Origin of the sequence: Methylobacterium hispanicum, from assembly GCF_022179285.1 — a bacterium.
GTDB classification, from domain to species: domain Bacteria; phylum Pseudomonadota; class Alphaproteobacteria; order Rhizobiales; family Beijerinckiaceae; genus Methylobacterium; species Methylobacterium hispanicum.
Window position 1 is genome coordinate 1 of record NZ_BPQO01000037.1, and the last position, 23670, is coordinate 23670.

23 protein-coding genes are annotated in these 23670 nt (G+C 71.0%); 11 read left to right on the forward strand and 12 right to left on the reverse strand.

Annotated features, from left to right (window positions below):
- Positions 1-402 precede the first annotated feature (402 nt).
- Complete coding sequence (locus tag MFF56_RS28105; protein WP_066925860.1) at positions 403-924, reverse strand: DUF2244 domain-containing protein; 522 nt, start codon at positions 922-924, stop codon at positions 403-405.
- Positions 925-1058: 134 nt separating this feature from the next.
- Between MFF56_RS28105 and nth the strand changes: the two genes are divergently transcribed.
- Both nth and purC read left to right on the forward strand, forming a co-directional pair.
- A complete protein-coding gene (gene nth, locus MFF56_RS28110) occupies positions 1059-1763 on the forward strand; it encodes an endonuclease III (protein ID WP_066925863.1) in 705 nt (234 codons plus the stop codon).
- Positions 1764-2133: 370 nt separating this feature from the next.
- Entirely contained in the window at positions 2134-2928 is a 795-nt protein-coding gene (gene purC / locus MFF56_RS28115) for a phosphoribosylaminoimidazolesuccinocarboxamide synthase (RefSeq protein ID WP_082773195.1), read from the forward strand.
- Here the strand turns inward: purC and MFF56_RS28120 are convergent.
- The 4 genes from MFF56_RS28120 to MFF56_RS28135 form a co-directional block, all read right to left on the reverse strand.
- Positions 2876-4516: a glycosyltransferase family 2 protein gene (locus MFF56_RS28120; RefSeq protein ID WP_082773194.1), complete on the reverse strand. Its 1641-nt coding sequence runs from the start codon at positions 4514-4516 to the stop codon at positions 2876-2878. The two genes, purC and MFF56_RS28120, sit on opposite strands and share 53 nt — an antisense overlap.
- Positions 4517-4774: 258 nt before the next feature.
- Positions 4775-6814 (reverse strand): glycosyltransferase family 2 protein, encoded by a 2040-nt coding sequence (locus MFF56_RS28125; RefSeq protein WP_308445287.1) that lies wholly within the window; start codon positions 6812-6814, stop codon positions 4775-4777.
- On the reverse strand, positions 6801-7472 hold the full coding sequence (locus MFF56_RS28130) for a hypothetical protein (protein ID WP_082773193.1): 672 nt from the start codon (positions 7470-7472) through the stop codon (positions 6801-6803). Before MFF56_RS28130 ends, MFF56_RS28125 begins: the two co-directional genes overlap by 14 nt.
- Positions 7473-7488: 16 nt before the next feature.
- Positions 7489-8016, reverse strand: a complete 528-nt coding sequence (locus MFF56_RS28135; RefSeq protein ID WP_197430663.1) for an invasion associated locus B family protein — start codon at positions 8014-8016, stop codon at positions 7489-7491.
- 184 nt (positions 8017-8200) lie between these two features.
- On the opposite strand from MFF56_RS28135, the gene MFF56_RS28140 reads away from it, so the two are divergent.
- On the forward strand, positions 8201-8584 hold the full coding sequence (locus MFF56_RS28140; RefSeq protein WP_066924638.1) for a hypothetical protein: 384 nt from the start codon (positions 8201-8203) through the stop codon (positions 8582-8584).
- 93 nt (positions 8585-8677) lie between these two features.
- On the opposite strand, the gene MFF56_RS28145 is transcribed toward MFF56_RS28140, so the two are convergent.
- Positions 8678-9424: a M48 family metallopeptidase gene (locus MFF56_RS28145; RefSeq protein ID WP_066924636.1), complete on the reverse strand. Its 747-nt coding sequence runs from the start codon at positions 9422-9424 to the stop codon at positions 8678-8680.
- 316 nt (positions 9425-9740) lie between these two features.
- Here MFF56_RS28145 and MFF56_RS28150 point away from each other — a divergent pair, with 316 nt between their 5' ends.
- The 3 genes from MFF56_RS28150 to MFF56_RS28160 are packed head-to-tail and all read left to right on the forward strand — an operon-like array spanning position 9741 to position 12417.
- The gene (locus MFF56_RS28150) at positions 9741-10271 is read left to right on the forward strand and encodes a TadE family protein (RefSeq protein WP_066924634.1); all 531 of its coding nucleotides are present in this window, start codon (positions 9741-9743) and stop codon (positions 10269-10271) included.
- Positions 10272-10277: 6 nt separating this feature from the next.
- Complete coding sequence (locus MFF56_RS28155; protein WP_066924633.1) at positions 10278-11003, forward strand: TadE/TadG family type IV pilus assembly protein; 726 nt, start codon at positions 10278-10280, stop codon at positions 11001-11003.
- 7 nt (positions 11004-11010) lie between these two features.
- Positions 11011-12417, forward strand: a complete 1407-nt coding sequence (locus MFF56_RS28160) for a TadE/TadG family type IV pilus assembly protein (protein ID WP_066924632.1) — start codon at positions 11011-11013, stop codon at positions 12415-12417.
- Here the strand turns inward: MFF56_RS28160 and MFF56_RS28165 are convergent.
- Positions 12380-12637 carry a hypothetical protein gene (locus MFF56_RS28165; RefSeq protein ID WP_156453864.1) on the reverse strand — a complete coding sequence of 86 codons (258 nt, stop codon included), beginning with the start codon at positions 12635-12637 and terminating at the stop codon, positions 12380-12382. The genes MFF56_RS28160 and MFF56_RS28165 overlap by 38 nt on opposite strands.
- A 183-nt stretch (positions 12638-12820) precedes the next feature.
- Between MFF56_RS28165 and MFF56_RS28170 the strand changes: the two genes are divergently transcribed.
- From MFF56_RS28170 to purQ, 5 genes are all read left to right on the forward strand, one after another.
- Positions 12821-14212, forward strand: a complete 1392-nt coding sequence (locus MFF56_RS28170) for an ActS/PrrB/RegB family redox-sensitive histidine kinase (RefSeq protein ID WP_066924631.1) — start codon at positions 12821-12823, stop codon at positions 14210-14212.
- A 39-nt stretch (positions 14213-14251) separates the two neighbouring features.
- Complete coding sequence (locus MFF56_RS28175; protein ID WP_066924630.1) at positions 14252-14836, forward strand: ActR/PrrA/RegA family redox response regulator transcription factor; 585 nt, start codon at positions 14252-14254, stop codon at positions 14834-14836.
- Between the two features lie 192 nt (positions 14837-15028).
- A complete protein-coding gene (locus MFF56_RS28180; protein ID WP_066924629.1) occupies positions 15029-15259 on the forward strand; it encodes a hypothetical protein in 231 nt (76 codons plus the stop codon).
- A 167-nt stretch (positions 15260-15426) separates the two neighbouring features.
- Positions 15427-15666 carry a phosphoribosylformylglycinamidine synthase subunit PurS gene (gene purS, locus MFF56_RS28185; RefSeq protein WP_066924628.1) on the forward strand — a complete coding sequence of 80 codons (240 nt, stop codon included), beginning with the start codon at positions 15427-15429 and terminating at the stop codon, positions 15664-15666.
- A complete protein-coding gene (gene purQ, locus MFF56_RS28190; RefSeq protein ID WP_066924627.1) occupies positions 15666-16346 on the forward strand; it encodes a phosphoribosylformylglycinamidine synthase subunit PurQ in 681 nt (226 codons plus the stop codon). The genes purS and purQ overlap by 1 nt, the downstream gene beginning before the upstream one ends.
- 276 nt (positions 16347-16622) lie before the next feature.
- On the opposite strand, the gene MFF56_RS28195 is transcribed toward purQ, so the two are convergent.
- The 5 genes from MFF56_RS28195 to MFF56_RS28215 all read right to left on the reverse strand — a co-directional run bounded on the left by MFF56_RS28195 (position 16623) and on the right by MFF56_RS28215 (position 23553).
- Positions 16623-19034, reverse strand: a complete 2412-nt coding sequence (locus tag MFF56_RS28195) for a penicillin-binding protein 1A (protein ID WP_066922776.1) — start codon at positions 19032-19034, stop codon at positions 16623-16625.
- 173 nt (positions 19035-19207) lie between these two features.
- The gene (locus tag MFF56_RS28200) at positions 19208-20461 is read right to left on the reverse strand and encodes an N-acetylmuramoyl-L-alanine amidase (protein ID WP_066922778.1); all 1254 of its coding nucleotides are present in this window, start codon (positions 20459-20461) and stop codon (positions 19208-19210) included.
- A gap of 195 nt (positions 20462-20656) precedes the next feature.
- Entirely contained in the window at positions 20657-21412 is a 756-nt protein-coding gene (locus MFF56_RS28205) for a hypothetical protein (RefSeq protein ID WP_156453747.1), read from the reverse strand.
- 155 nt (positions 21413-21567) lie between these two features.
- The gene (locus tag MFF56_RS28210; RefSeq protein ID WP_066922782.1) at positions 21568-21924 is read right to left on the reverse strand and encodes a phasin; all 357 of its coding nucleotides are present in this window, start codon (positions 21922-21924) and stop codon (positions 21568-21570) included.
- 354 nt (positions 21925-22278) lie between these two features.
- A complete protein-coding gene (locus MFF56_RS28215) occupies positions 22279-23553 on the reverse strand; it encodes a glycosyltransferase (protein WP_066922784.1) in 1275 nt (424 codons plus the stop codon).
- Positions 23554-23670: the final 117 nt, after the last annotated feature.

Genomic DNA, 23670 nt, shown 5'->3' on the forward strand with positions numbered 1-23670 from the left:
GCGTCTCATCTCACATCCCAGATCCGCACCAGCACAAGGCCAACACAAACCCGAGACCGCAAGGACGACGCCGCCCACGCTTCTCTTTCTCAGATCAACTTGTCAAAGAGCGCCGGGGGCGAAACCCCGAAACCTCATCTCATCGAGAACAGCAAATACACCTGCCGGATCGATACACCGGGCGAGATGCGCTCGTGTTGCCGAAGAGAGCGAGCCGTCCAAGAGACGGCTCAGCGACCGGGCCGCTGCTGCGGCCGGCGCCGATGGGCTGGGGTATACGGACGCCTCCTCGGCCCGTCAACACGGAAAGTGAAGCGCCCGCGAAAAATCTGCGACACATCGATGACGGTCGCCCACGACCGACCTCGCGCAAGCGCGGGCCATTCCGAAGGGTGGGAGCGCTCAGTAACCTTTCTTCACCTGCGCCAACGCCGTGCGGAGTCCTTGCGCGACACGGGCGCGCTCCTCGGGCGAGGCGTCGCGGGCGACGGCGACGTGCTCGCGGCGCGAGACCAGGGTGAGGCGCTGGAGGCCGTACTCCTCGTCCTCAACCTGGGTGAGCTTGGTCCAGAGCGGATTGAAGCGCCATTCGCGGCGCTCGCCCCGGTGACTGACTCGAGCGAGGAAGACCTCGATCTGCGAGATCATCACCTCCTCGAAGGAGCGGCCGCGGCGAAAGCTGACCTTCAGCGCCGCGTAGATTGCCAGCATGTCGAGCCCGAAGAAGCCGGCCACCGGCCAGAAGCCCATGCGCCAGCACCAGATCGAGACGGTCAGAGAGACGAGGCAGCAGCCCGTCATCACGATCCGGAAGCCCAGGCGGCTCAGCGACTGGTGCGGCCGGATCGTTGCGCTGAAGACCGGACGGTCGACGCTGTCCGGGTCGAGCCCGTCGGGATGGACTGAGAGGTTGCCGCGCGCCATGCGCCCAATATAACGCTCCGATGCCGCCCAGAAAGACGCTCGACGCCAACACAACGCCGCGCGTGTCGCGGGCGCGAAAGGTCACGGCCAAGGTCGCGCCGCTGGCGAAGGCTCCGGCGCGGCCGAAGGAGCCGATGGGGCCGAAGACAGTCGCGGGCACGCTCGCCGCGCCGCTTACCGCCCATGTCGAAACCGCCCCCGAACCGGTCGACGCGGCGACCCTCGCCGAGATCTTCCGGCGCCTCAGCGCGCGCGACCCGGAGCCGCGGGCTGAGCTCGAGTATCTGAACCCCTACACGCTGCTCGTCGCCGTGGTGCTGTCGGCCCAGGCGACCGACCGCAGCGTCAACCTCGCCACCCGGCCGCTCTTCGCGGTCGCCGACAACCCGAAGGCGATGCTGGCGCTCGGCGAGGAACGGGTGCGCGACTTCATCCGCACCATCGGCCTGTTCAACACCAAGGCCAGGAACGTGATCGCGCTCTCGCGCATCCTGGTCGAGGTGCATGGCGGCGCGGTGCCGCAGTCGCAGGAAGAGTTGCAAGTGCTACCCGGCGTCGGCGCCAAGACGGCGAGCGTGGTACTCAACGTCGCCTTCGGGGTTCCGCGGATCGCGGTCGATACCCATATCTTTAGGGTCTCCAACCGGATCCCGCTCGTGGTCGCGTCGACGACCGACAAGGTGCAGGCCGGCCTGGAGGCGATCGTGCCCGAGCCCTACCGCCTCAACGCCCATCACTGGCTGATCCTGTTCGGCCGCTACATCTGCAAGGCGCGCAAGCCCGATTGCCCGGTCTGCCCGATCAGCGACCTCTGCCGCTACCCGGCCAAGACGCTCTGAAAGGTCCCGGATTCCAAAGGTCGAGACCTTTGGCGGGTGCAGGGCAGAGCCCTGCTGTCGGCTCCCTCGCCCTGGCAAAGCCAGGACGAGGGAGCCGATCCCGAGGCTCCGCCCCGGGACCCCGCCCAAGGGCCTCGGCCCTTGGGGATCCCAGGATCCTGGCCGCGGCGATCGGCCTGTGACGGGCCCTCCGGCGGCATCCGCGCAATCCCCACCCGCGGGCTAACGCGTTGTGCCGGAAGCCCGCTTCGGGTAGTTTGGAACCCGGCTTCGGGGGGAAATCGGCATCGCTCTTCTCCCGCAGCCCGACCTTTCGTCCGGTCGCCGCGCCGCGGATTCCGCCGTCATCGCCCCAAGGAGTCACGGCCCCATGGACTTCCTCAAACCACGGTACACGCCTATGAACCGCCGCCGTCGCATCTACGAGGGCAAGGCGAAGGTCCTCTACGAGGGGCCTGAGCCCGGCACGCTCATCCAGCACTTCAAGGACGACGCGACCGCCTTCAACGCGAAGAAGCACGAGATCATCGACGGCAAGGGCGTGCTGAACAACCGGATCTCGGAATTCGTCTTCCAGCACCTCAACGACATCGGCGTGCCGACGCACTTCATCCGCCGGCTCAACATGCGCGAGCAGCTGATCCGCGAGGTCGAGATCATCCCGCTCGAGGTGGTGGTGCGCAACGTCGCGGCGGGCTCGCTGGCGACGCGCCTCGGCCTGGAGGAAGGCACCCAGCTGCCGCGCTCGATCATCGAGTTCTACTACAAGAACGACCAGCTCAACGACCCGATGGTGTCGGAGGAGCACATCACCGCCTTCGGCTGGGCGACGCCGCAGGAGATCGACGACATCATGGCGCTGGCGATCCGCGTCAACGACTTCCTGTCGGGGCTCTTCCTCGGCGTCGGCATCCGCCTCGTCGACTTCAAGATGGAGACCGGCCGCCTCTGGGAAGGCGACATGATGCGCATCGTGGTGGCGGACGAGATCTCGCCGGACTCGTGCCGGCTCTGGGACATCAAGTCCTCGGACAAGCTCGACAAGGACCGCTTCCGCAAGGATCTCGGCGGCTTGATCGAGGCCTACACCGAGGTCGCCAAGCGCCTCGGCATCATGGCCGAGAACGAGAAGGTGCAGATGGGCGGCCCCCGCCTCGTTCAGTAGGGCGGCGCGCCGGGCCGGGCTCGCCCAGAAGGGCGCCCGGTCGCAGGCGGGCATGGGTCGAAAGGTCCGGGTCGAAGCCCGGGTGGTAATGGGGGTCCTGCGCCAGCAGCGGCCCCCATCGCTTCTCAAACGCCCCAATCTCGCGGGCGTGGCGGGCGGCAGCCTCCGGCGTGCGGCGGCGGCTCAGGCCCTCGTAGTGGTGGAGCACTGCCTCCGGCACCATCAGGGTGTGGTAGCCGGCCGCGTTGAGGCGCAGGCAGAGATCGACGTCGTTGAAATCGACCGCGAAGTGCGCGGCGTCGAAGCCGCCGACAGCCGCGAACTTGTCCGCCTCCACCATCAGGCAGGCGGCGGTCACGGCCGAGACCCGGTGCGTCAGGGTGAGGCGCCCGAGATATCCCGGCGCGTTGCCCGGGAAGTGCCGGTGGGCGTGCGTGACGAGGCCGCCCCCGGTCCCGAGCACGATGCCGCCGTGCTGGATCCGGCCGGCGCCGTCGACGAGCTTCGCGCCGACCGCGCCGATCTCCGGGCGCAGCGCGTGGCGAGCCATCCGCGCCAGCCAGGACGTGTCCCCCGCAACCACGTCGTTGTTGACGAAGACGAGGAGCCGGCCGCGGGCGATCCGCGCCGCGGCGTTGTTCATAGCCGCGAAGTCGAAGGCCCCGGGCCAGCGCAGCACGCGGGCACGACCGGCGGCCGACAGGGCGTCCAGATAGGCGCGGGTCCCGGGCTCGCGGCTGTCGTTGTCGAGGACGACGAGGTCGAGGTCGGGCCAGTCGGTCGCCAGCAGGCTCTCGACACAGGGGCGCAGCAGGTCGAGCCTGTCGCGGGTCGGCACGATCAGGCTGGCAGCGGGGTGCGGCTCGGGCAGCGGGTGGACGATCCGGAGAATCCCCTCCCCTGCCGGCTCGATCGCGCTCGCGGCGCGGCCGGTACGGTCGAGATGAGCCCGGACCGCGGCCGCGTGCCCCCTCCCCTCCCCCGCTTCTGCCCGACCCGGCTGGCGAAGCGCGAGGACGCGCGGCAGGTGGGCGATCGCGGCCGGGCCGTAGCGCTCCGCGATCCGGAACAGCGCGTCGGTCGCGCCGGCCCGCGGATCGACCCCGGCCGGACCGAGCGCCGCGCGGCGGAGCGCGAGGACGGGACCGACATAGTCGAGGGCCGCGAGGAAATCAGGATCGAAGACGGGGCGCAGCAGCGGCAGGACCGGGCCGTCGGCGCGGTCTTTCACCAGGGCATCGCCGTAGAGTGCCTGCAGGTCGGGATCCGCGAAGGCCGCGCGGATCGTCCCGGCGGCCCCGGCCACGAGGACGTGGCCGGGCGCGCTCAGCAGCACGATGTCGGGATCCGCGAAGGGCTCCGAAGCTTCCGGGACGGCCGTCAGGATCGCCGGCGGCAGGGCAAGTCGGTGATCGATGCCGACGAGCGCGGCGAACCCCTGCCGCGCCCGCAACCGCCGCCCGGTGATCCGGGCCCAGAGAAGCGCGAGAGTACGGCCCGGATGATGCGCGAGGGCGGCGAGCGTCCCGAGAGGGTGCCGGGGACGAGGCTCGGAGAAGCGGAGGGCTGGATCGGGCGAGGCGGTCATGCCGTCCCCGGACGATGATTTCGGGCGCCGTGAATCCCGTCTCCCCACCTGCGGCAGGACACTCGCCTAGAGGCCTGCCCCTGGTTTCGGCTCGGTGGAGAACCGCACCGTGCCCCCTCTCCCCGCAAGCGGGAAGAGGGGGAGCCGCAGGACCTGAAGCCATCGAAGGGGGCCGGCATCACAGGCCTGTCGGTCTAGGAGACGGGACGGGACGAGCGGCGTCCCGGCCGCCCTGAAGTGGCCCGTGGTGCCTCGCTCTCACTCCAACTCCTCCCCGAAGGTCGTGAGCGTGAGCCGGGGATGGTAATAGGGATCGTGCCGGATCACCGCGCGCCAACGCTCGGCGAAGCGGGCGGCCTCGGCCTCGAAGCGGGCGCGGGCGGGGCCGATCGAGGGGCCGCGGCTCACCGATTCCAGGTGCGCGAGCCGCGCGGCCGGCGTCCAGATGTTGCGCAGGCCCTGCTCGCGCAGGCGCAGGCAGAAATCCACGTCGTTGAAATCGACCGGGAAGGTCTCCGCGTCGAAGCCGCCGACCCGCGCGTAGAGATCGCGCCGGACCGCGAGGCAGGCCGCGGTCACGGCCGCGACCTCGCGGGCCACCCGCATCTGGCCGAGATGTCCCGGAACGTCGCCGGGGCGGCGGCGCAAGATGTGGCCCGCGCGACCGCCGAGCCCGACCACCACGCCTCCATGCTGGAGCCGGCCGTCGCCGTAGAGGAGCTTGGCGCCGACCGCGCCGACCTCGGGACGGCAGGCCTGCCGCACCAGGGCGTCGAGCCAGCCGGGCTCCAGCACGGCGATGTCGTTGTTGAGGAGCACCACGACTGAGCCGGTGGCTGCAGCGACGCCCCGATTGACGAGCCGCGAGAAGTTGAACGGCTCCGGGTCGCTGAGGATCGTCACGCGCCGGTCGGCCCGCAGCGCGCCGTAATGGGCGAGCACGGCCGGATCGGTCGAGCCGTTGTCGACGACGATCAGCTCGATCGCCGGATAGGCGGTCGCGTGCAACACGCCGCGGCAGACCTCCCCGATCAGGTCGGGCCGGTCGCGGGAAGGGATCACGATGCTGGCGAGCGGGGCCGGCTCGGGCAGTGGCCAGACAAGGTCGGCCACGCCGTCGCGCAGCGCGACCGTGGCGGGCGAGCCGGCCGCACGGAGGTAGCGGAGCAGGACCGCACGGCGCGGCGTCCCGTCGGCGAGGCGCGCCTCCGTGCGGGCGAGAACGCGCGGCAGGTGCCGGACATCGCCCGCGCCCGCCGCGACGGCGACGTCGAGGCGGAGCGCGAGGTCGGCCGGATCGCCGAGCGGTGCCCCGAGCGCGTCGCCGAGCCGCGCCGGGGCCGCGAGCCAGGGCCGGCCGAGATAGCCGGCGGCCAGCGCGAAATCGGGGCTCCAGTCGGGCTTCAGCCGGGGTCGCCCGTCCGCGCCGACCTCGTCCGCGTAGACGAGGTTCGCGGGCCCGAGCGCCGCAGCGAGGCTCGCGAGGGCGTCCGACGGCAGGACGTCGCCTGGTTCGAGCAGGCAGAGGGCCGTCGCCGCGCCGACGCTCTCGGCAAGCGGCTGGTCGGCACGCCAGGGCGCGAAGGCCACACGCGGATCGGTGCCGAGCGGAGTCCCGGCGGCGCCGACGACGAGGACCTGCGCCGTCCAGGCGGCGTGGGTCTGCGCCGCGAGGCTGGCGAGCGTGCGGGCGAGCGCCGCCGCCTGCCCCGCCCGGAGCGCGATCAGAACGCGGACCGAGACGGTGGCCGCAGGGACCGGCGCGGCCTCCGCACGGAGCGGGGCCCAGGCCGCGTAGTCGGCGAGCGGGGTGACCGCGCAGGCGCCCCGCAGGGTATCGCGGTAGCGCCGGGCATCGCCGCGGGCGCGCTCATAGAGAGCGGCGACCGCCCGGAACGGACGCCGCCGCAGCGCCTGGAGCAGCAGCCCGGCATCGCTGCGCCGGCCGACGCGGTCGAGGCGGAAGCCAGGCGGGACGGCGAGCCGGATCCCGGCGGTACCCGGCGGGATCAGCCCGAGCCAGTGCGCGCGCGCACCGCCCGGCAGCACGAAGTCCTGTGCCGTGCCGTCGCCTGCCAGCGCGCGCAGGATCGGGCGCTCGGGGCGCGCGGCGGGGTCGCTGCGGTAGCTGAGCACGATCCAGCCGGCGAGGCCGCCGGGCAGGACGAGGCGAAGCTCGAAGGGGCAACCGGGCGGGGCGTCCGCCGCGGGCTCCAGCCGGAAGGGGACGGCACGGCCGGCCCCGCTCAGGCCCGCGACGCCGTCGGCCTGCGCGGGCACGCCCTCACTGGGCGGCACCGCTCTCGCCGCCCTCCTGGGCGGCCGCCGCGGGAGCCTTGCGGCGGGGCTTCGGCTTCAGCGGTCCCTTCGGCGCCCCGGCCTTGCCGATGCCGGCCATGATCTCGTAGTCCTGCACCATCCCGGCCGGGACGACGAGGCCGTCCTCCACCGTCGAGCCGAACCCTTGAGCCTCGCCGGGCGCGACCGTGACGGTCATGCGCTGCTGGCGGGTCGTCACGGTCTTGTCGTCGTGGCGAATCTGGAAGGTGATCGGCACGTCGAAGCGCCCCGGGGCGCCGCCTGGCCCGAGCAGCACCCGCACCTCCGCGCCCACCTTGACCCGCACCGTGCCGTCGGCCTGCGGCGTGCACTCGCGGGCGAGGCGGCCGAGCGTTGCCTGCGAGCGGATGCTGCCGGCTGCGCCCTCCCCGCGGCCGCCGAGCGTCTGCATCGCCGCCCCCCCTTCCGGCACGTCCACGGTCGGGCAGTAGGCCGCCTCGGGCTCGGGCGCGCGGGAGGGCGGCACGGTGGTGCCGCCGTATTTCAGGAGGTTGGAGAAGATGTTGCCCTCCTCCGCCGGAGGGGCGGCCCGGGGTGCACCCTGCGCAAAGGCACCAGGTGCGCCGAGCGCGAGAAGTGCGAGCAGGGAGCCGAGCCGCGCCAACCGTCCGTTCATAGCTCGTCCCGCGATCCTACTTGAGGCTGTCGAAGCCCGCGCCGAACCCCTTCATCGACAGCGGGATGCCGACGCCCTCCTCGGGCGTCTGGAACACGATGAAGGTCGCTTGGCTGCCACCCTTGAACCGGGCGAGCAGGCCGTCGTCCATCACCACCTCGGCGACGCAGCCCGTGGTCAGGCAGCGCACGAAGCCGGCGCGGCCGATATCGGCCTGGTCGATCTTCAGGCCGAGGCCGGAGGGCAGCAGCACGCCGAGCGGGGCCACCACGCGCAGCAGGTAGCCGCGGTTGTCGGCGGTCTTCAGCACGATGACAACGAGGGTGAGGTTCGGGCGGTCCTCGGCGGCGAGGTACTGCACCAGGGCGCACTGCTCGGCCTTGGCACCGGCCGGCGTCTCGCAGCGCAACTGCCAGTCGTCGAAGGTCTTGCGCACCATGCCCTGCGCGCCGGCCGGCGCGGTGGCTGAGAGGCCGGCCAGGGCGGCCAGACCGAGCGCGCCGAGAAGGCGCCTGACAGGACCGAGCCGCACGCGTCGTGGCACCAGCCAACCTCTACCCGGAAGCGTCCCGGGGGACGCGGACAACGGCGAAAGCCGCGCGTTGGGACCATGCGGGACCGCCCCTGTCAAGCGACGGGCGCCGTCCTATTGTTGCCGCAAAGCGCTATCGCGGGCCTCCGGCCACGCTTACAGATGGCTCTTCGCGAAACCGTCCGGGATCGGCCTCATGCGTCCGCTGCGCGCGCGTCTCCTCCTCACCCTTCTGGCGCTCGGCGCATCGCCGGCCGTCGGGGCGTGGGCCCAGGGGCTCCCGATCGGGGAGACCACCTATATCGAGCGCTCGCTCAACCGCGACGGCCCGCTCGTCGTCGAGCACCCGCCGGTCGAGCGGAACCCGTACGGGCGCCGCGGGGGCGATGCGGCCATCGCGGGCTTCTGCCGGGACGGGGGCTTCGTCCGCCGCCGCGACCAGTTCGGCAACCCGACCATCGTGCGCCAGCGCGAGATCTGCGACAGCGTCGCGCCCCGCACCCTGATGCCCGGCGAGGTCGAGCAGCGCCCGACCTGGCCGGCCGAGCGCCCGGCGGCCGTGCTGCGCGCCAAAGGCTGAGGCACTCCGACAAAGGCACTTCGCCTCTTGCACTCGGGCCGAGACACTCGGGCCGAGACACTTGGGTCGTGGCCCGGAACCGATGGACCGGCCTCAGCCGTAGCGGTGCAGGCCGGCTCCGTGGCGCTTCAGCCAGGCCTCGGCCGCATCCACGTTCGGGCAGAGTTCTCCGACGAGCCGCCAGAACCGGTCGGAATGGTTCATCTCGCGCAGATGCGCCATCTCGTGCGCCACGAGGTAGTCGAGCACCAGCGGCGGGGCCAGGATCAGGCGCCACGAGAAGTTCAGCTCGCCCCGCGCCGTGCAGGAGCCCCAGCGGCTGCGTGTGTCGCGGAGCGTGATCCGGGCCGGTCCCTGGCCGAGCCGCTCCGTGTGGTGGGTGATCGAGAGCTTCAGGTCGCGCAAGGCCTCCGCCTGCAAGAACTCGCGCGCGCGCCGCGCGACGTGCGCCTCGCCGCAGGAGACCGAGAGGACGGGCCCGTCCGGGCCGGCCTCGATGCGTGTCGCGCCGCTGCGCCCCTCCCTCCGGACGATCGCGTGCATCACGCCCCGCAGCGGAAACAGGGCGCCCTCCGCGAAAGCCACCCGCTCCGGCAGCTTGGCGAGCCGCGCGGCGATCCAGCCGCCGTGGCCGGCAGCAAAGCGCTGGGCTGTGGCCAGGGCCGTGCGGGGCGGTACCGTCATCACCACCTCGCCGGTCGCCGCCGAGACGCGAAGCGTCAGCCGCCGCGCGCTGTCGCGGCGGCGCAGGAGAATCCGGAAGGTCGCGCCTTCGTGATCGATCGCGATGTGGTCCGGGTCGGGGGCCGACGCGGACCGCCGCAGTAGGGCGAGAAGCATGGCCGCACTGTAATCCGCCTGCGCGCGCTTGGCACGGGCCGCGCGGGCCCGGCCTTGCCAAGCGCTCTGGATAACCGTTCGGCCCGGACACGCGGCGAAGTTCGGCGATCGGATACAGGAGATCTTAACGGGTCGGTGGGATGACGACTGTGTCGGATCCTGGGTTGTCTCCGACGTCTGTTTACCACCCACGGCTTGCAATACCGGCGAAGATTATCCCGTGTGCTCGATGCTCCCTCCGATGGTTTCGGCCCGCGCATGCAGGCGCCCGGCCCTCGGCCGGGCGCTGCCGACGTTCGGGGCTTGCCGATCCGGGGTGACGGCGATCGAGTTCGCCATCGCCGGCCCGATCCTGATCATCGCGATGCTGGAGATCCTGCAGGGCGGGCTGTTCCTGTACAGTTCGGCCGCCGTGGAGCGGGCCACGGTCGCAGCCGCCCGGGCCATTCAGGTCGGCAGCCTCGACGCGAACAAGGCGGGGACGGCCGCCAGCTTCCGCGAGAAGGTCCTCTGCCCCGCGCTGATGCCGGGCATGCCCTGCGGCAACGTCGTCACCAATCTCCAGAGGGCCGACATGGACGGCTCCGGCTACGGCGCCTTCGTGAAGCCGGACCTGAGCGGCCTCGTCGCCGTCTCGATGAACAACAGCCAGACAAGCTACTGTCCTGCTGCGGCCGGGGCCTATCAATACCTGCAGGTCTTCTACGCGATACCGCTGTTCAGCCCGATCTGGCGGAGCACGGTCGGCCAAAGCTGGAACGGCCAGACCGTGGCCTTCGTGCGCGCCGCGGCGGCATTCCGCAACGAGCCCTACACGGGCGGCAGCTTCGTCGGCACGGGTTGCTGAGCCGTGATGACCGCGCGCCTCCTCGCCCCACGCCGCACCGGCCCCGGACACCTCCGACCCGTCCTTCGCGCCTGGCGGGCCGACCGGCACGGCGTCGCGGGACTCGAGATCGCCTTCATCCTGCCGATCCTGCTCGTCCTGGCGCTCGTGGCCTTCGATCTCGCCCGCTACACGATCTACGTGCGCAAGGCCCATCTCGCCGCCGCCACGATGGCCGACCTCCTCGCGCGCGCAGATCCGGACCCGGCGCTCGGCAACAGCACCGGCCGGCTCACCTGGGCCAACCTCGACTCGGTGTTCCGGACGCAGCTCGTCGTCTTCCCCGAACTCATGAAGGAAGCGCAGATCCGCAACGAGTGGGTCTGGAGCACGGTGCGGGCATCCCTGTCCGGGATCCAGTTCAAAACTCAGTCGGGCTGCCAGAGCAACTGCACCTACACGGCCTACGTGGCCTGGACCGCGGGCCAGGGCCGCCCCTGCGCGACGCCCCTGACCGGGGCCGCGACGGCGGCGCAGCCGAGTCCCTCGACGCTCCCTTCGGACATCTTCGGGCCCGGCTTCCTGGTGGTGGCCGACCTGGTGTTCGAGTACCGGCCGCTATTCCTGCGTTCGGTCGTCGGTACCGTGACGGTCCGACGCTCCTTCTACGCCCCTCCCCGCTACGTCTCCTCCATCGTCTACGACCCGACCGCGAGCGCCGGCAACGCCTGGGTCTGCGTCGTTCCTGCCTGAGGTCACGATGTCGTCTGCGCCCAATCACCAGGGCCGCCTCGCGCGGGCCCTCACCCGCCTCGGTCGAGGGATCGCGCATCCCCTCGGCCGCCGCTACGCCGGGGACCGGCGCGGGAACGTCCTCATCATCTTCGGACTGAGCGCGCTGCCCCTGATCGGCAGCCTCGGGGCCGGCGTCGAGTACCTGCGCAAGGTGAACTACCGCGCCCGCCTGGACGACGCCGCCGACGCGGCGGCCATGGCGGCGATCACCACGGCGCGCGACTACATCTCGACCAACCCGAACAACCAGGCGGACCCGACCGCGGACGCGATCACCCGCGGCAAGGCGCGCGCGGAGGCGGTGTTCCGCGCCAACGCGGCCTCGACGCTCGGCGCCCTCTCGGTGACACCGACGATCAATCTCGCGCGCAGCGGGCAGGACCTGACCGCATCGGCAGGGTATTCGACCACCTTCCCCTCGCCCTTCGGGCGCCTGCTCGGCAACGTTGCCGCCTCCAGCCTCAACGTGGTCGGAACATCCACCGCCAACCTGTCGCTGCCGATCTACGCCGACTTCTACCTGCTGCTCGACACCTCCGGCTCGATGGGTCTGCCGACGAGCGCGGCGCAGCAGGTCTCCTTCGCCAAGCTGAACCCCGACATGGCGGATTCCAAGGGCAACAACTGCGCCTTCGCCTGCCACTTCCCGAGCTTCAAGGGCTACGACCTCTCGAAGGCCAACAACATTGAACTGCGCATCGCGACGGTCGGCAAGGCGGTCTCGCAGCTCATCGACACGGCCAAGTCGAAGGCGACCCTCGACAAGCAGTACAGGATCGGCCTCTTCCCGTTCGTCAGCTACATGGAGACCGCGGCCGACCTGACCCAATCGCTGGACAGCTTGAAACCCTACGCCAACAGTCTCGAATCCTACATGGACGTCGGCGATTCGACCCAGTTGCGGGGGAGTGGCGGCACGCATTTCGACAACGTGATGCCCGACATGAATAAGAAGATCACCCGCATCGGCGACGGGTCCACCTCGGCCAAGGCGAAGCCGTTCGTCTTCCTCGTCACCGACGGCATGGCAAACACGCAGTACTATTACGGTACCGCAGCGAAATACGATGTAAAGAAATGGACAGGCTCGTACTCGAACCTGATCGATCCCAGCCTGTGCACGCCGCTGAAAAATCGCGGCATCACGATCTCGATCCTCTACATCCCCTATTTGCCGATGGCGCAGCCGTTCAACGACAACGTCGGATATGAGAACATCCGGGTGAACAGCCTCATCCCGAATGTCCCGAGCGCGCTTCAATCCTGCGCCTCACCGGGCTTCTTCCGGACCGCCAGCGACGCCACGCAGATCACGACGGCGCTGAACGCCATGTTCAGCGACGCGGTCGCCGCTGCGCGCCTGACCCAGTAGGCAGTTCACGCGACCCGGCGTCGAGGCCGATGCGCGGTTTGCCGTCGCGGCGGGTCACGCGCTCGAACATCTCGCAACCTGCTGCAATCGAGCGGGCATGGGGCGCGTAGGCTGCCGGGTTCGTCGGGTTCCGCACAGCGTGGCGGGTGAGATCGGCGGCGATGCGCGCCGACGCGATCAGCGCGCGGCCGCCCTCGTACCGAGAACAGGCCAGATCCATCGGCTCCCCCCGGGCGTGACGATGGTCCCAGGCCAACACATCGAAGCCTCCCCCGGACTGGCGAAACCCGGGGCGGCCCAACCCCGTTCCCCTGCCGAGAGGTGGTAGACGCTCGGTCCGACGTTACTTCGACCTTTTCCGGACCTCGTCCGGACCTGTTCCCGTGCGCCGCGACGACCCGAGATGCCCGACAGCGATCCGTCCCGTCTCCTGCGCGACGCGCGCCACCTGCGCCTCGACACCTTCGTGCGCCTGCGCTGGCTCGCCATCGCCGGCCAGAGCGCGGCGGTGGTGGGGGCTCAGTTCGGGCTCGGCCTGTCGCTGCCCTTCGGCTGGTGCTTCCTGGCGATCGCCGCCTCATCCTGGCTCAATCTCGGCCTGCGCATCCGCTTCCCGGCGAGCTACCGGCTCAACGACGACGCGGCGGCTCTGCTGCTCGCCTTCGACATCGTCCAGCTCGCCGTTCTGCTTTTCCTTACCGGGGGCCTACAGAACCCGTTCTCGCTGCTGTTCCTCGCACCCGTCCTGATCTCGGCGACCGCGCTCCCGCCGGAGCGGACCCTGGCGCTGGGCCTCCTCGCGGTCGGGCTCGCGACGCTGCTCGCCCTCGTGCACCGGCCGCTGCCCTGGTTCGCGGACGGGCGGATCGAGCTGCCCTTCCTGTACGTCTCGGGGGTCTGGACCGCGATCCTGCTCGGCACCGCCTTCACGGGGGTCTACGCGTGGCGGGTCTCGGAGGAGACGCGCCAGCTCGCGCAGGCGCTCGCCGCGACCGAATTGGTGCTCGCCCGCGAGCAGCACCTCTCGCAGCTCGACGGGCTGGCGGCGGCCGCCGCGCACGAGCTCGGCACGCCGCTCGGCACCATCATGGTGGTGACGAAGGAGTTGGTGCGCCAGCTCGGGCCCGCGGCGACGCCCGCCGTGCGCGAGGACCTCGACCTGCTGCGCGAGCAGGTCGATCGCTGCCGCGGCATCCTCGGCAAGCTCACCTCGCTCGGAGCCGACGGGGACGGCGGCAGCTTCCTCGAGACGGTGACGCTCGCCCAGGTCGTCGAGGAACTCGCCGCCCCGCAGCGGGCGCTCGGCGTCGTGCTCGACGTGACGAGCCGGGGCGAGGGACCGGAGCCCACCTGCCGGCGCAATCCCGGCGTGATGTACGGGCTCGCCAACATCCTCGACAACGCGATCGACTTCTCGGAGACGCGGGTGACGCTGGAGGCGCGCTGGACGCTCGAGAGGGTCTCGCTGGAGATCCGGGACGACGGGCCGGGCTTCTCCTCCGAGGTGCTGCTGCGGGCGGGCGAGCCCTACGTCACCACCCGCAGCCCGGAGCGACGGGACGACGGCGCCTGGAACCGCGGCGGGCTCGGGCTCGGGTTGTTCATCGCCAAGACCCTGATCGAGCGCTCGGGCGCGCAGATCACCCTCTCGAACGCGGCCGGGCCGGGCAACCACGGCGCGGTGGTGCGGATCTCCTGGGCGCGTCACATCTTCGAGCGCGGCGCCGCGCCGCGACTTTCCCCCGAACTTACCCGCTCCTCCCCCCTCCCGACAGGTGATGCCGCACCTATATAAAGCGCTATCAGAACAGCGAATTCGAAAGGAAGCGTCCCCATGCTGACGCAGAGCGGAACCGCGACCCCCGGGCCCGAGGCCGACCCGTTGGCTGCCTTCACCGACCGCAGCCTCCTGATCGTGGACGATGACAAGCCCTTCTCGACCCGCCTCGCCCGCGCGATGGAGAGCCGGGGCTACGAGGTGCAGGTGGCCGAGAGCGTGGCCGAGGGCGTCTCCGCCGTGGAGAGCCGCGCGCCGGCCTTCGCGGTGATCGACATGCGCCTCGGCGACGGCAACGGGCTCGACGTGATCGCACGGCTGAAGGAGCAGCGCCCCGAGGCACGGGGCGTGATCCTCACCGGCTACGGCAACATCGCGACCGCGGTGAACGCGGTGAAGCTCGGTGCCTTCGACTACCTTGCCAAGCCCGCCGACGCCGACGAGATCCACGGCACGCTGATGGCCCAGCCCGGCGAGCGCGCGGACCCGCCGGAGAACCCGATGTCCGCCGACCGGGTCCGCTGGGAGCACATCCAGCGCGTCTACGAGCTCTGCGGGCGCAATGTCAGCGAGACGGCGCGACGCCTCAACATGCATCGCCGCACGCTCCAGCGCATCTTGGCGAAACGCGCCCCGCGCTGAACCGGCCAAGCGCACCTCGCGCAGAATTGGCCCGACGCAGCGGAGGCCCGGCCTCGGACGCATTGGAGCCGGGCCTCCGTCGCAAACGAGGACCACGCGCGGAGGCGGTTGCGCAGCCCGCGCGAAACACGCTACCTGCCGCGGCACGAAGCCGGTTGACTCGAACCGGAGACCGCCGGAAGGGCCTGCCCCGTGAACACCCGCAACCTGATCACGATCGTCAGCATGATGGTGCTGGTCGGGACGGAGGTCTTCGCCGTGGCCATCGCGGCGGGCTGGGCGCTGGCGGGCCTGCTCGACCTCGGCGACCGGGTCGGGCACGTGCTCATGGTCCTGTTCAGTCTGGTGGCGGTGTGGGTGATGGTGCAGCTCTGGCGCCGCGCCACCAGCATCGAGCCCCTGCGCGGACCGGCCGCCCGCTGAGCCCGGAGACCTCACCCCTTCGCCGACGAGCAGGAATGCCCGGTATTCCGGGGATACTCGATCGAGCAATCGACAGCCCCTCACCGGTTCGGCTAAATCGTCGCGGACCTCAGCCACAGACGACGCCGAGCGGCCGGTAGGCAAAGCCCGCGGATGAGCACCCCATCATGAAAGCCCGCATCATCGTCACCCTGAAGACAGGCGTGCTGGATCCTCAGGGTAAGGCGATCGAATCCGCTCTGAAGTCCTTCGGCATCGACTCGGTCGATGGCGTCCGGCAGGGCAAGGTCTTCGACCTCGAGGTGAACGCGACGGACCGCGCGGGCGCCGAGGCGACCCTGAAGGCGGCCTGCGAGAAGCTCCTCGCGAACACGGTCGTCGAGAACTACGCCATCGAGCTCGGCTGATGCGCGCGGCGATCGTCACCTTTCCGGGGTCCAACCGCGACGGCGACGTCGCGCGGGCGCTGCGGCTCGCCGGTGCCGAGGTGGAGCACGTCTGGCACGCCGATACGGCGCTGCCCGGCGGCACCGACCTCGCGGTGCTGCCCGGCGGCTTCTCCTACGGCGACTACCTGCGCTGCGGGGCCATCGCGGGCCGCGCGCCGGCCATGGACGCGGTGCGGGCCCACGCGGCCCGCGGCGGTCTCGTGCTCGGCATCTGCAACGGCTTCCAGATCCTGTGCGAGTCGGGCCTCCTGCCCGGCGTGCTGATGCGCAACGTCAACCGCCGCTTCATCTGCCACCGTCAGACCTTGCGGGTCGAGCGGGCGGACACGCGCTTCACCAGCGCCTACGAGGCCGGCCAGGTGATCGACGTCTGCGTGGCGCACGGTGAGGGCAACTACTTCGCCGACCCCGAGACGCTGGCCCGGATCGAGGGCGAGGGCCGCGTGGCCTTCCGCTACTGCGACGCGACCGGCGCGCTGACGGTCGATGCCAACCGCAACGGCTCGATCAACGCGATCGCCGGCATCTACTCGGAGCAGCGCAACGTGCTCGGCCTGATGCCCCACCCGGAGAACTTCGTGGAGGGTCTCGTGGGCGGCACCGACGGGCGCGGGTTGTTCCAGAGCCTCGCGGCCTGACTTTTCGCGCGCATCCTTAACCACGCGTTAGGGTTTCGGAGTCATCAATCGCGTAGTCCAGATGGTCTGGATGTCGAGTGGATCTTTCATCCGCTCTGTTTGATGCCTCCCTGACGACTCATCCAAGCCGCTCCTTACGGGGCGGCTTTTTTCTTTGGATTCCGCCGCGCGATCCCCCTCCCGTACGGCGGGAAAAAGCGACGCGCACATGGAAAAACCCTCCCGCCGGCGGCGGGAGGGTTGATGGAAGCGGACCGCCGCGTTCGATCCGTTCGCTCAGTACAGCCCGCCGGCCTGGGCCGCACGATCGGCATCCGGCGGCACGGCGGCCGGGGCGTCGGGCCGGGCCACGTAGGCGTCGGGCGGCGCGGTGCCCGGCTTGAACGCCTCCAGGATCGTGCCGGCGCCCTCGCCTGAACCGGCGCGCATGCCGGAGGAGGCCGCGACGCGGATCAGCTTGATCCCCGGAGGCACCCGGAACGGGGTCGGCGGCTTGTCCTTGAGCGCCTGCTTCAGGAAATCGAGGGCGATCGGGGCGGCAAGGCCGCCGCCGGTCGCGCGGTCGCCGAGCGAGCGCGGCTTGTCGAAGCCCACGTAGATGCCCACCGCCAGATCGGGCGAGAAGCCTACGAACCACGCGTCCTTGGCGTCGTTCGTTGTGCCGGTCTTGCCCGCGAGCGGCTTGCCGACCTGCTTCAGGATGGTGGCGGTGCCGCGCTGGACCACGCCCTCCATGATCGAGGTGATCTGGTAGGCGGTGAGCGGGTCGAGGACCTGCTCGGAATCGTCCACGAGCTTCGGCTCGTCCTGGCCCAACCACTTCTCGGCGTCGCAGCCGACGCATTTGCGGGTGTCGTGGCGGTAGATGGTCTCGCCGATCCGGTCCTGGATGCGGTCGATCAGGGTCGGCCGGATCCGGCGCCCGCCGTTGGCGAGCATCGAGTAGGCGGTGACCATGCGCATCACCGTGGTCTCGCCCGCACCCAGCGACATCGGCAGGACGGGGAGCATGTCGTCGTAGACGCCGAAGCGGCGCGCGTACTCGGCGATGAGCGGCATGCCGACGTCCTTGGCGAGCCGCACCGTCATCAGGTTCTTCGAGTGCTCGATGCCGTAGCGCAGCGTGTGCGGGCCGCCGGACTTGCCGTCGTAGTTCGAGGGCGACCACGCCTCCTGGCCCGGCCCGGCCTCGATGGTGATCGGCGAATCCTGCACGATCGAGGACGGGGTGTAGCCGTTGTCGAGGGCGGCCGCATAGACGATCGGCTTGAACGAGGAGCCGGGCTGGCGCATCGCCTGGGTCGCCCGGTTGAACTCGGACTCGTCGTACGAGAAGCCGCCAGCCATCGCGTGGACGCGGCCCGTGTAGGGATCCATCGCCACGATGGCGCCCGAGACCTCGGGCTTCTGGCGCAGCCGGTAAGTGCCGCGCCCGTTATCCATCGCCTCGACATAGACCATGTCGCCGGCCTGGAGACTGGCCCGGCCGGCCCAGCGCATGCCCTCGGGTGCGAGCACGCCGGTCTCGCGGTCCTTCGAGACCTGGCCCGAGGCCTCGCGCCGGGGCTGGAGGCCGATCTGGAGGCCGCCCGCGCCGTTGCCAAGCACCACCGCGAGCCGCCAGGGCGCCACGTCGCCGAGCGCCGGCACCTCGGCCGCCGCCATGCCCCAGTCGCGGCCGGCGAGATCGACCTTGGCGACCGGCCCGCGCCAACCGTGGGACTGGTCGTAGCGCACGAGGCCGTCGGTGAGTGCCTTGCGGGCCCAGGCTTGCATCTTCGGGTCGAGGGTCGCGCGCACCGAGAGGCCGCCCTCGTAGAGCTTCTTCTCGCCGTAGCGCTCGGAGATCTCGCGGCGGACCTCCTCGGTGAAGTAGTTCGCGTTTGCGGCGTTCGGGAAGGCGACGCGCGGGTTCACGCCGAGCGGCTGCTTCCTGGCCGTCTCCTCCTCCTCGCGCGTGATGTAGCCGTTCTCACGCATCAGGCGGATGATCTCGTTGCGCCGGTCGAGCGCCGCCTGTGTCCTGCGGTAGGGATGGTAGTTGTTCGGGCCCTTCGGGAGGGCTGCGAGGTAGGCCGCCTCGTTGATAGTCAGCTCGTGGACGGACTTGCCGAAATAATCGAGCGCGGCCGCCGCGACGCCGTGCAGGTTGCGGCCCGGCACGATGGTGCCGAGGAAGATCTCGTTCAGGTAGAGCTCGAGGATCTTGTCCTTCGAGTAGGCCGCCTCGATCCGGAGCGCGATCAGCGCCTCCTTGATCTTGCGGTCGTAGGTCTGCTCGGCGGAGAGCAGGAAGTTCTTGGCCACCTGCTGGGTGATGGTCGAGGCGCCCTGCTTCTTGCCGCTCTTGGCGTTGGTGAGCACCGCGCGCACGATGCCCTCGGGGTCGATGCCGCCGTGCTTGTAGAAGTTCTTGTCCTCGGCCGAGAGGAAGGCCGCGACCACGACCTTCGGCATGGCCTGGATCGGCAGGTAGAGCCGGCGCTCGCGGGCGTACTCCGCGAGCAGCGAGCCGTCGGCGGCGTGGACGCGGGTCATCACCGGCGGCTCGTAATTGGCGAGCGCGGCGTGGTCGGGCAGGTCCTGGCTATAGGTCCAGTAGAAGTAGGCGCCGGCAGCCGCGGCGACCACGAACAGCACCGCGCAGGCGCTGAACAGGAAGCCGAAGAAGCGTAGGATCAAGCGCATCCGGTGTTCCGCCCGTCGGTGGCTCGGCCGCGCACGGACCGATCTCGGCATGGGACTCGAGGCCGCCCACGCCGCGGAGTCGGGCGCCGGGAACGGCTGCTCGCGCCCGCGCCGGAACCCTTAACGGGATGTGGTGCGGCGGGGCAATTCAGAGCCCTGTATCGACACCGGATCTATGGTGAAACTGGGGCGATCGACGCCGCGCGCCGCGCCGTCGCGACCGGCCGCCCCAGGGTGGCACGGTTGGTGAAGAACAGGTCCACGGCCTTGGCCATCGAGCCCGTCACGCCCTCGCGCCACTCGGGCGATTGGAGCATCTTCAGGTCGCGCTCGCTCGAGAGATAGCCGAGTTCCACCAGCACGCTGGGCACGTCCGGCGAGCGCAGGACGCGGAAGCCCGCCTCGCGGTGCGGCTTCGTGCTCATCTCCATCACGGGGCTGAGCTGGCCCATCAGCGTGCGGGCGAACCCCGACGAGAATCCGCGCGTCTCGCGCAGCGTCAATTCCTGCAGGATGTCGGCGATCTCGGGGGGCCCCTCCCCCGTCTCGGCGCCCGCGGCGGCATCCGCACGGTTCTCGCGCTCGGCAAGCTTGGCGGATTCGGCGTCGGTCGCCTTCTCGGAGCCGGTGTAGATGGTGGCGCCGCGCACCTGGGGCGCGGCCGAGATCGAGTCGGCGTGGATCGACACGAAGAGGTCGGCCCGTGCCTCGCGGGCGAGGCGCACGCGCTCGGCCAGCGGCACGAAGACGTCGCGGTCGCGCGTCATGCGCACCCGGTAGCGGCCGCCGCTCTCAAGCCGGGCGACCAGGGCCTGGGCGAAGCCGAACACGATGTCCTTCTCGTACACGCCGCCCGCCGCGATCGCGCCGGGATCGGTGCCGCCGTGGCCGGCATCGACCATCACCAGCGGGCGCTGGTCGGCGGCTTCCTGGGCGATGGCCTTGGCCGCGACCGGCGTCGTGTCTCCTGCGCCCGCGGCCTTGCGGAAGGCCTCGCGGTCGGCGCGCTGGAAGGGGATCGTCATCAGCACGGCGCCGTCGCGCGCCCGCGTCGCGGTCTCGATCCGGCCGACGACGGCGGGGCTCGCCAGGTCGACCACGATGCGCGAGCGCCCCGGGGCGAACAAACCGTAGCGGAAGGATTGGACCACCCCCTCGCGCCGGCGCCCGGCCTCGGGGCCGAGCTGGAAATTCACCTCGGGCAGGTCGATCACGGCCCGGTCCGGCCGCTCCATCACGAAGGCGCGCGCCTCGACCGGCCGCGACAGGGTGAGGGTCAGCTTGGTGGCACCCGGGCCGCCGGCGAGTTCCGCCGCTATGGCCACGGCCCGCTCGCCCTCCTGCGCGGCCGCGGGCATCGGGCCGGCGAGCGCCAGGGCGATAAGAACGGAGATGGCGGAACGAATCAGTCGCGCGCGAATCGGCATCGGTCTGAAAGTCTGTCTTCCGGCCTCCGTTAGGGCATAGGGCCGACAGGGTTAACCGATCGTTGAGCCGTCACGCGCGAAGCGCCGGCGCCTGTGGCGCGGCGGCGACAGCCTGAGAATAGAAACGCCGAAGGCCCGCGCGCGGTTCCGCGCGGGCGTTGGCGGACCGGCGAGCGGCCAGGGGCCGCCGCGCGGCTAGGCCGCTGCCTTCTGCCGCTGCCACGAGGCGCCCCGGGACGTGCGCCGGGCGATGTCGCTCCAGCAGGTCAGCGAGGCGTCCGCGGCGCGCTGCATCTCGCTGACGTTCAGGCGGATCATGTCGGCGGGCGATCGCGCCGCGCCGAGTGCCCGCAGGTAGCTGAAGACCGCCACGCTCTCGTTGTGCATGTAGTTCGCCAGCACGACGCCGATCCCTTCCACGTCGATCCGCGCGGGCGCGAAGGCGAAGCGGAAGGCGGTGCCCGCGGCGGGGCGGCCGGCACGAGCACCGGAGGAGCCGGTCGTACCCAGCCCCGCGAGGGCGGCAACCGGCAGAAGCGGGTCGGACGATACGATGGCCGGAACCGGAGCCTCACCGGACTCGTCCGCCGTTGCAACCTCGGCGGGCTCCTCCGAGACGAGCGCCGCCGCGGCCTCCGAAGCCGCCTCCGCCGGCTCGGCTGCAACCGAAGCCGACGCGGGCGCCGCCTCGGATACCGTCTCCGCAACGGTCTCGACCGGTTCCGCGGGTGCGGGCTCGGCCGCGGCCTCGGCGAGCCCGGCGGACGACTCGGACGCCGCGACGGGCTCCGTGATCTCGGCCTCGGGGGCGACGTCCTGGACGGGCGCGTCCGGTAGCGCCTCCGACACCGTCTCGGACGAGGCCTGGGCCGCGGCCAGGGCGGCGGGACCACGCCGCAGCGGCATCCTGCGGCCGGGGCGCGGCCCCTGGGGCGTACGCTGCTTACCCATCGGTCGACTCCTTCGATCGTCTGTCGGGCCGACATGCCGGCGGCCGGCCCGAGGCGATCCCGGACGCCGGTGCGGCCCGCGTCGGCCTAATCTGGGAACCCGCACCCATGGCGGCGCGGGCTCCCGACTGGTCGGCCCATCGACGGGCCGGAAACTCAGCGCGCGACAGCGTTCTGTGCGAGGCTGCCGAACTCCTTGGCCTGCGCCTGCAGGGCGGAGAACTGGCTGCGCACGTACTCGGCCTGGATCTCGTAGGCCTCGCGCAGGTCCTTGCTGCGGACGAGCTTCTGCACGTGGTCGAAGGCGGCGTTGGCGTTGGCCTGGGCGTGGTCGAAGCCCTTGGCGACCGCGGCCTGGACGGTGTCCTGGAAGGTCTGGCCGCCCTTCTGGAACTGATCGGCGGCCTTGTGGGCGTTCGTCATCAGCGTGCCGACGGCGTTGCGGGCCTGATCGACGCTCTTGTCGGCGAAGTCGCGCAGCTCGGCCGGGATCTCGAAATTCTGGGTCTGCATGGTTGTCTCCGCTCGTGAAACCGGGGCAGCCCGGCCGGGTCGGCCATGGCTGGCGAGGGAGATATGTTGCATTGCAACAAAAAGGTCAAGCGCCAGCGCAGACCTGCACTGTTCAAATCCGAACTCTTGTGAAGACCGACCCCGCACAATGTTCGCGGACGATGCGGGCGCACGCCGACCTGGACCGAAGATACCGACGCCGACCAATCCGCAGTGTGGCGGAATAAAGGGTGTCCATGCGCTCGTACCGGTGTCTTATCCTTTGATAAAGAACCGGCCCGGACACTGCCGATCTTGGACCGCTGACTCGCTATCAGTCAAGACTTTCAGGCCGGAACCGCCGCACGATAGCGATCAGAACGGTGCCGACACCCCGCGAGGCGTCTGCTCCGCGCAAACATGCTGCACCGCACAGCCGATCGGGGCGGCGCAGTCCGCCAGGATCCGCCTGTACAGATCCGCCGCGGCGTGGGCGTGGGCGGCGATGGTCGCAGGTGCGGACCAAAACCGGGCGTGCGCGGCGCGCCCGAGACGGGCCACCCGCGCATCGTCCCGGAACTGCGCGAAGGCGCGCGCCAGGCTTTCAGCCTCCGGCGCGACGACGAAGCCGGTCTCCCCATCCCGGACCTTCTCGGAGGCGCCGGAGCGCTCGGAGGTGACGACCGGGATGCCGGCGGCGAGCGCCTCGTAGACGGTGAGCGGCCCGGTCTCGTACCAGCGAGAGGGAGCGGCGAGTGCCCGCGCCCGCGCCCGCAGGATCGCCCGCGCGTCCTCCGGTGCCTGCCAGCCCAGGAGTTCGGCCCCGCCCGCGCGCAGCTCCGCCTCGAGCGGGCCGGTCCCGATGAACAGGGCCGGCAGGCCGGCCGCGCGCGCGGCCTCCGCCACGAGGTCGGCGCCCTTCTCGCGGGTAAGGCGGCCCAGATAGACCACCGCGTCGCCGCTCTCGGGGGTGGCCGGCGCCTCGAACCGGACGCGCACCGGGTTGTCGAGGCGGTGGTGGAAGGCCGCACCGCCGAACAGGGCGCCCATGCGGGCGCGGCTCGCCTCGCAGACATGGACAAGGTGAAGCGGCCGCCCCCCGATCGCACGGCCCAGGGCGGCGGTGCGGGCCACCCGAACGAGCTTGTGCAGGCGGCTGCGCGAATCGCAGGGGACGGCGATGCAGGCCGCGGACATCGGGCGCAGGGCGCAGGGCTCGGCCCGGTCGAACCGGTAGTAGACGCCGTTCGGGCAGGCGAGGAAGTAATCGTGCAGCGTCGCGAGGACCGGCGCGCCCGCCGCGAACAGGACCGGGAAGACGCTCGGCGAGAGGCTGCGGGTCCACTGATGCAGGTGGACGATGTCGGCTCGCGGCAGGGCGGCCAGCGCCGCGCCCACCCGCGCGGCCGCCTCGCGGTCCCAGACGCCCGAGACGGCACCCACCACGGCGCCGCGGTTCCAGATGTCGGGCAGGCCGAGTTCGACGCGCCGGATGCGCGGATGATCGAGCAGTGGATCGACCGGCCCGGGAACACCCTGCAGGTAGCTGACGGCGAGCCCGAGCTCGGCGAGGCCGCGGGCGGATTCGAGGGCGACCTTCTCGGCCCCGCCGCTCGGGGCGGCGAACTCGGCCAGGACGACGACGTGCATCGGGCGCCTCCGGGTCGCCGCCCGCGCGCCGGGTCTGTCAGGGCGGCGCCATCCTAGCCCGCGCTCGGTAAACGGCTTGCAACACCTGCCGCTCCCTCGCGTTGACGCCCGAATGCA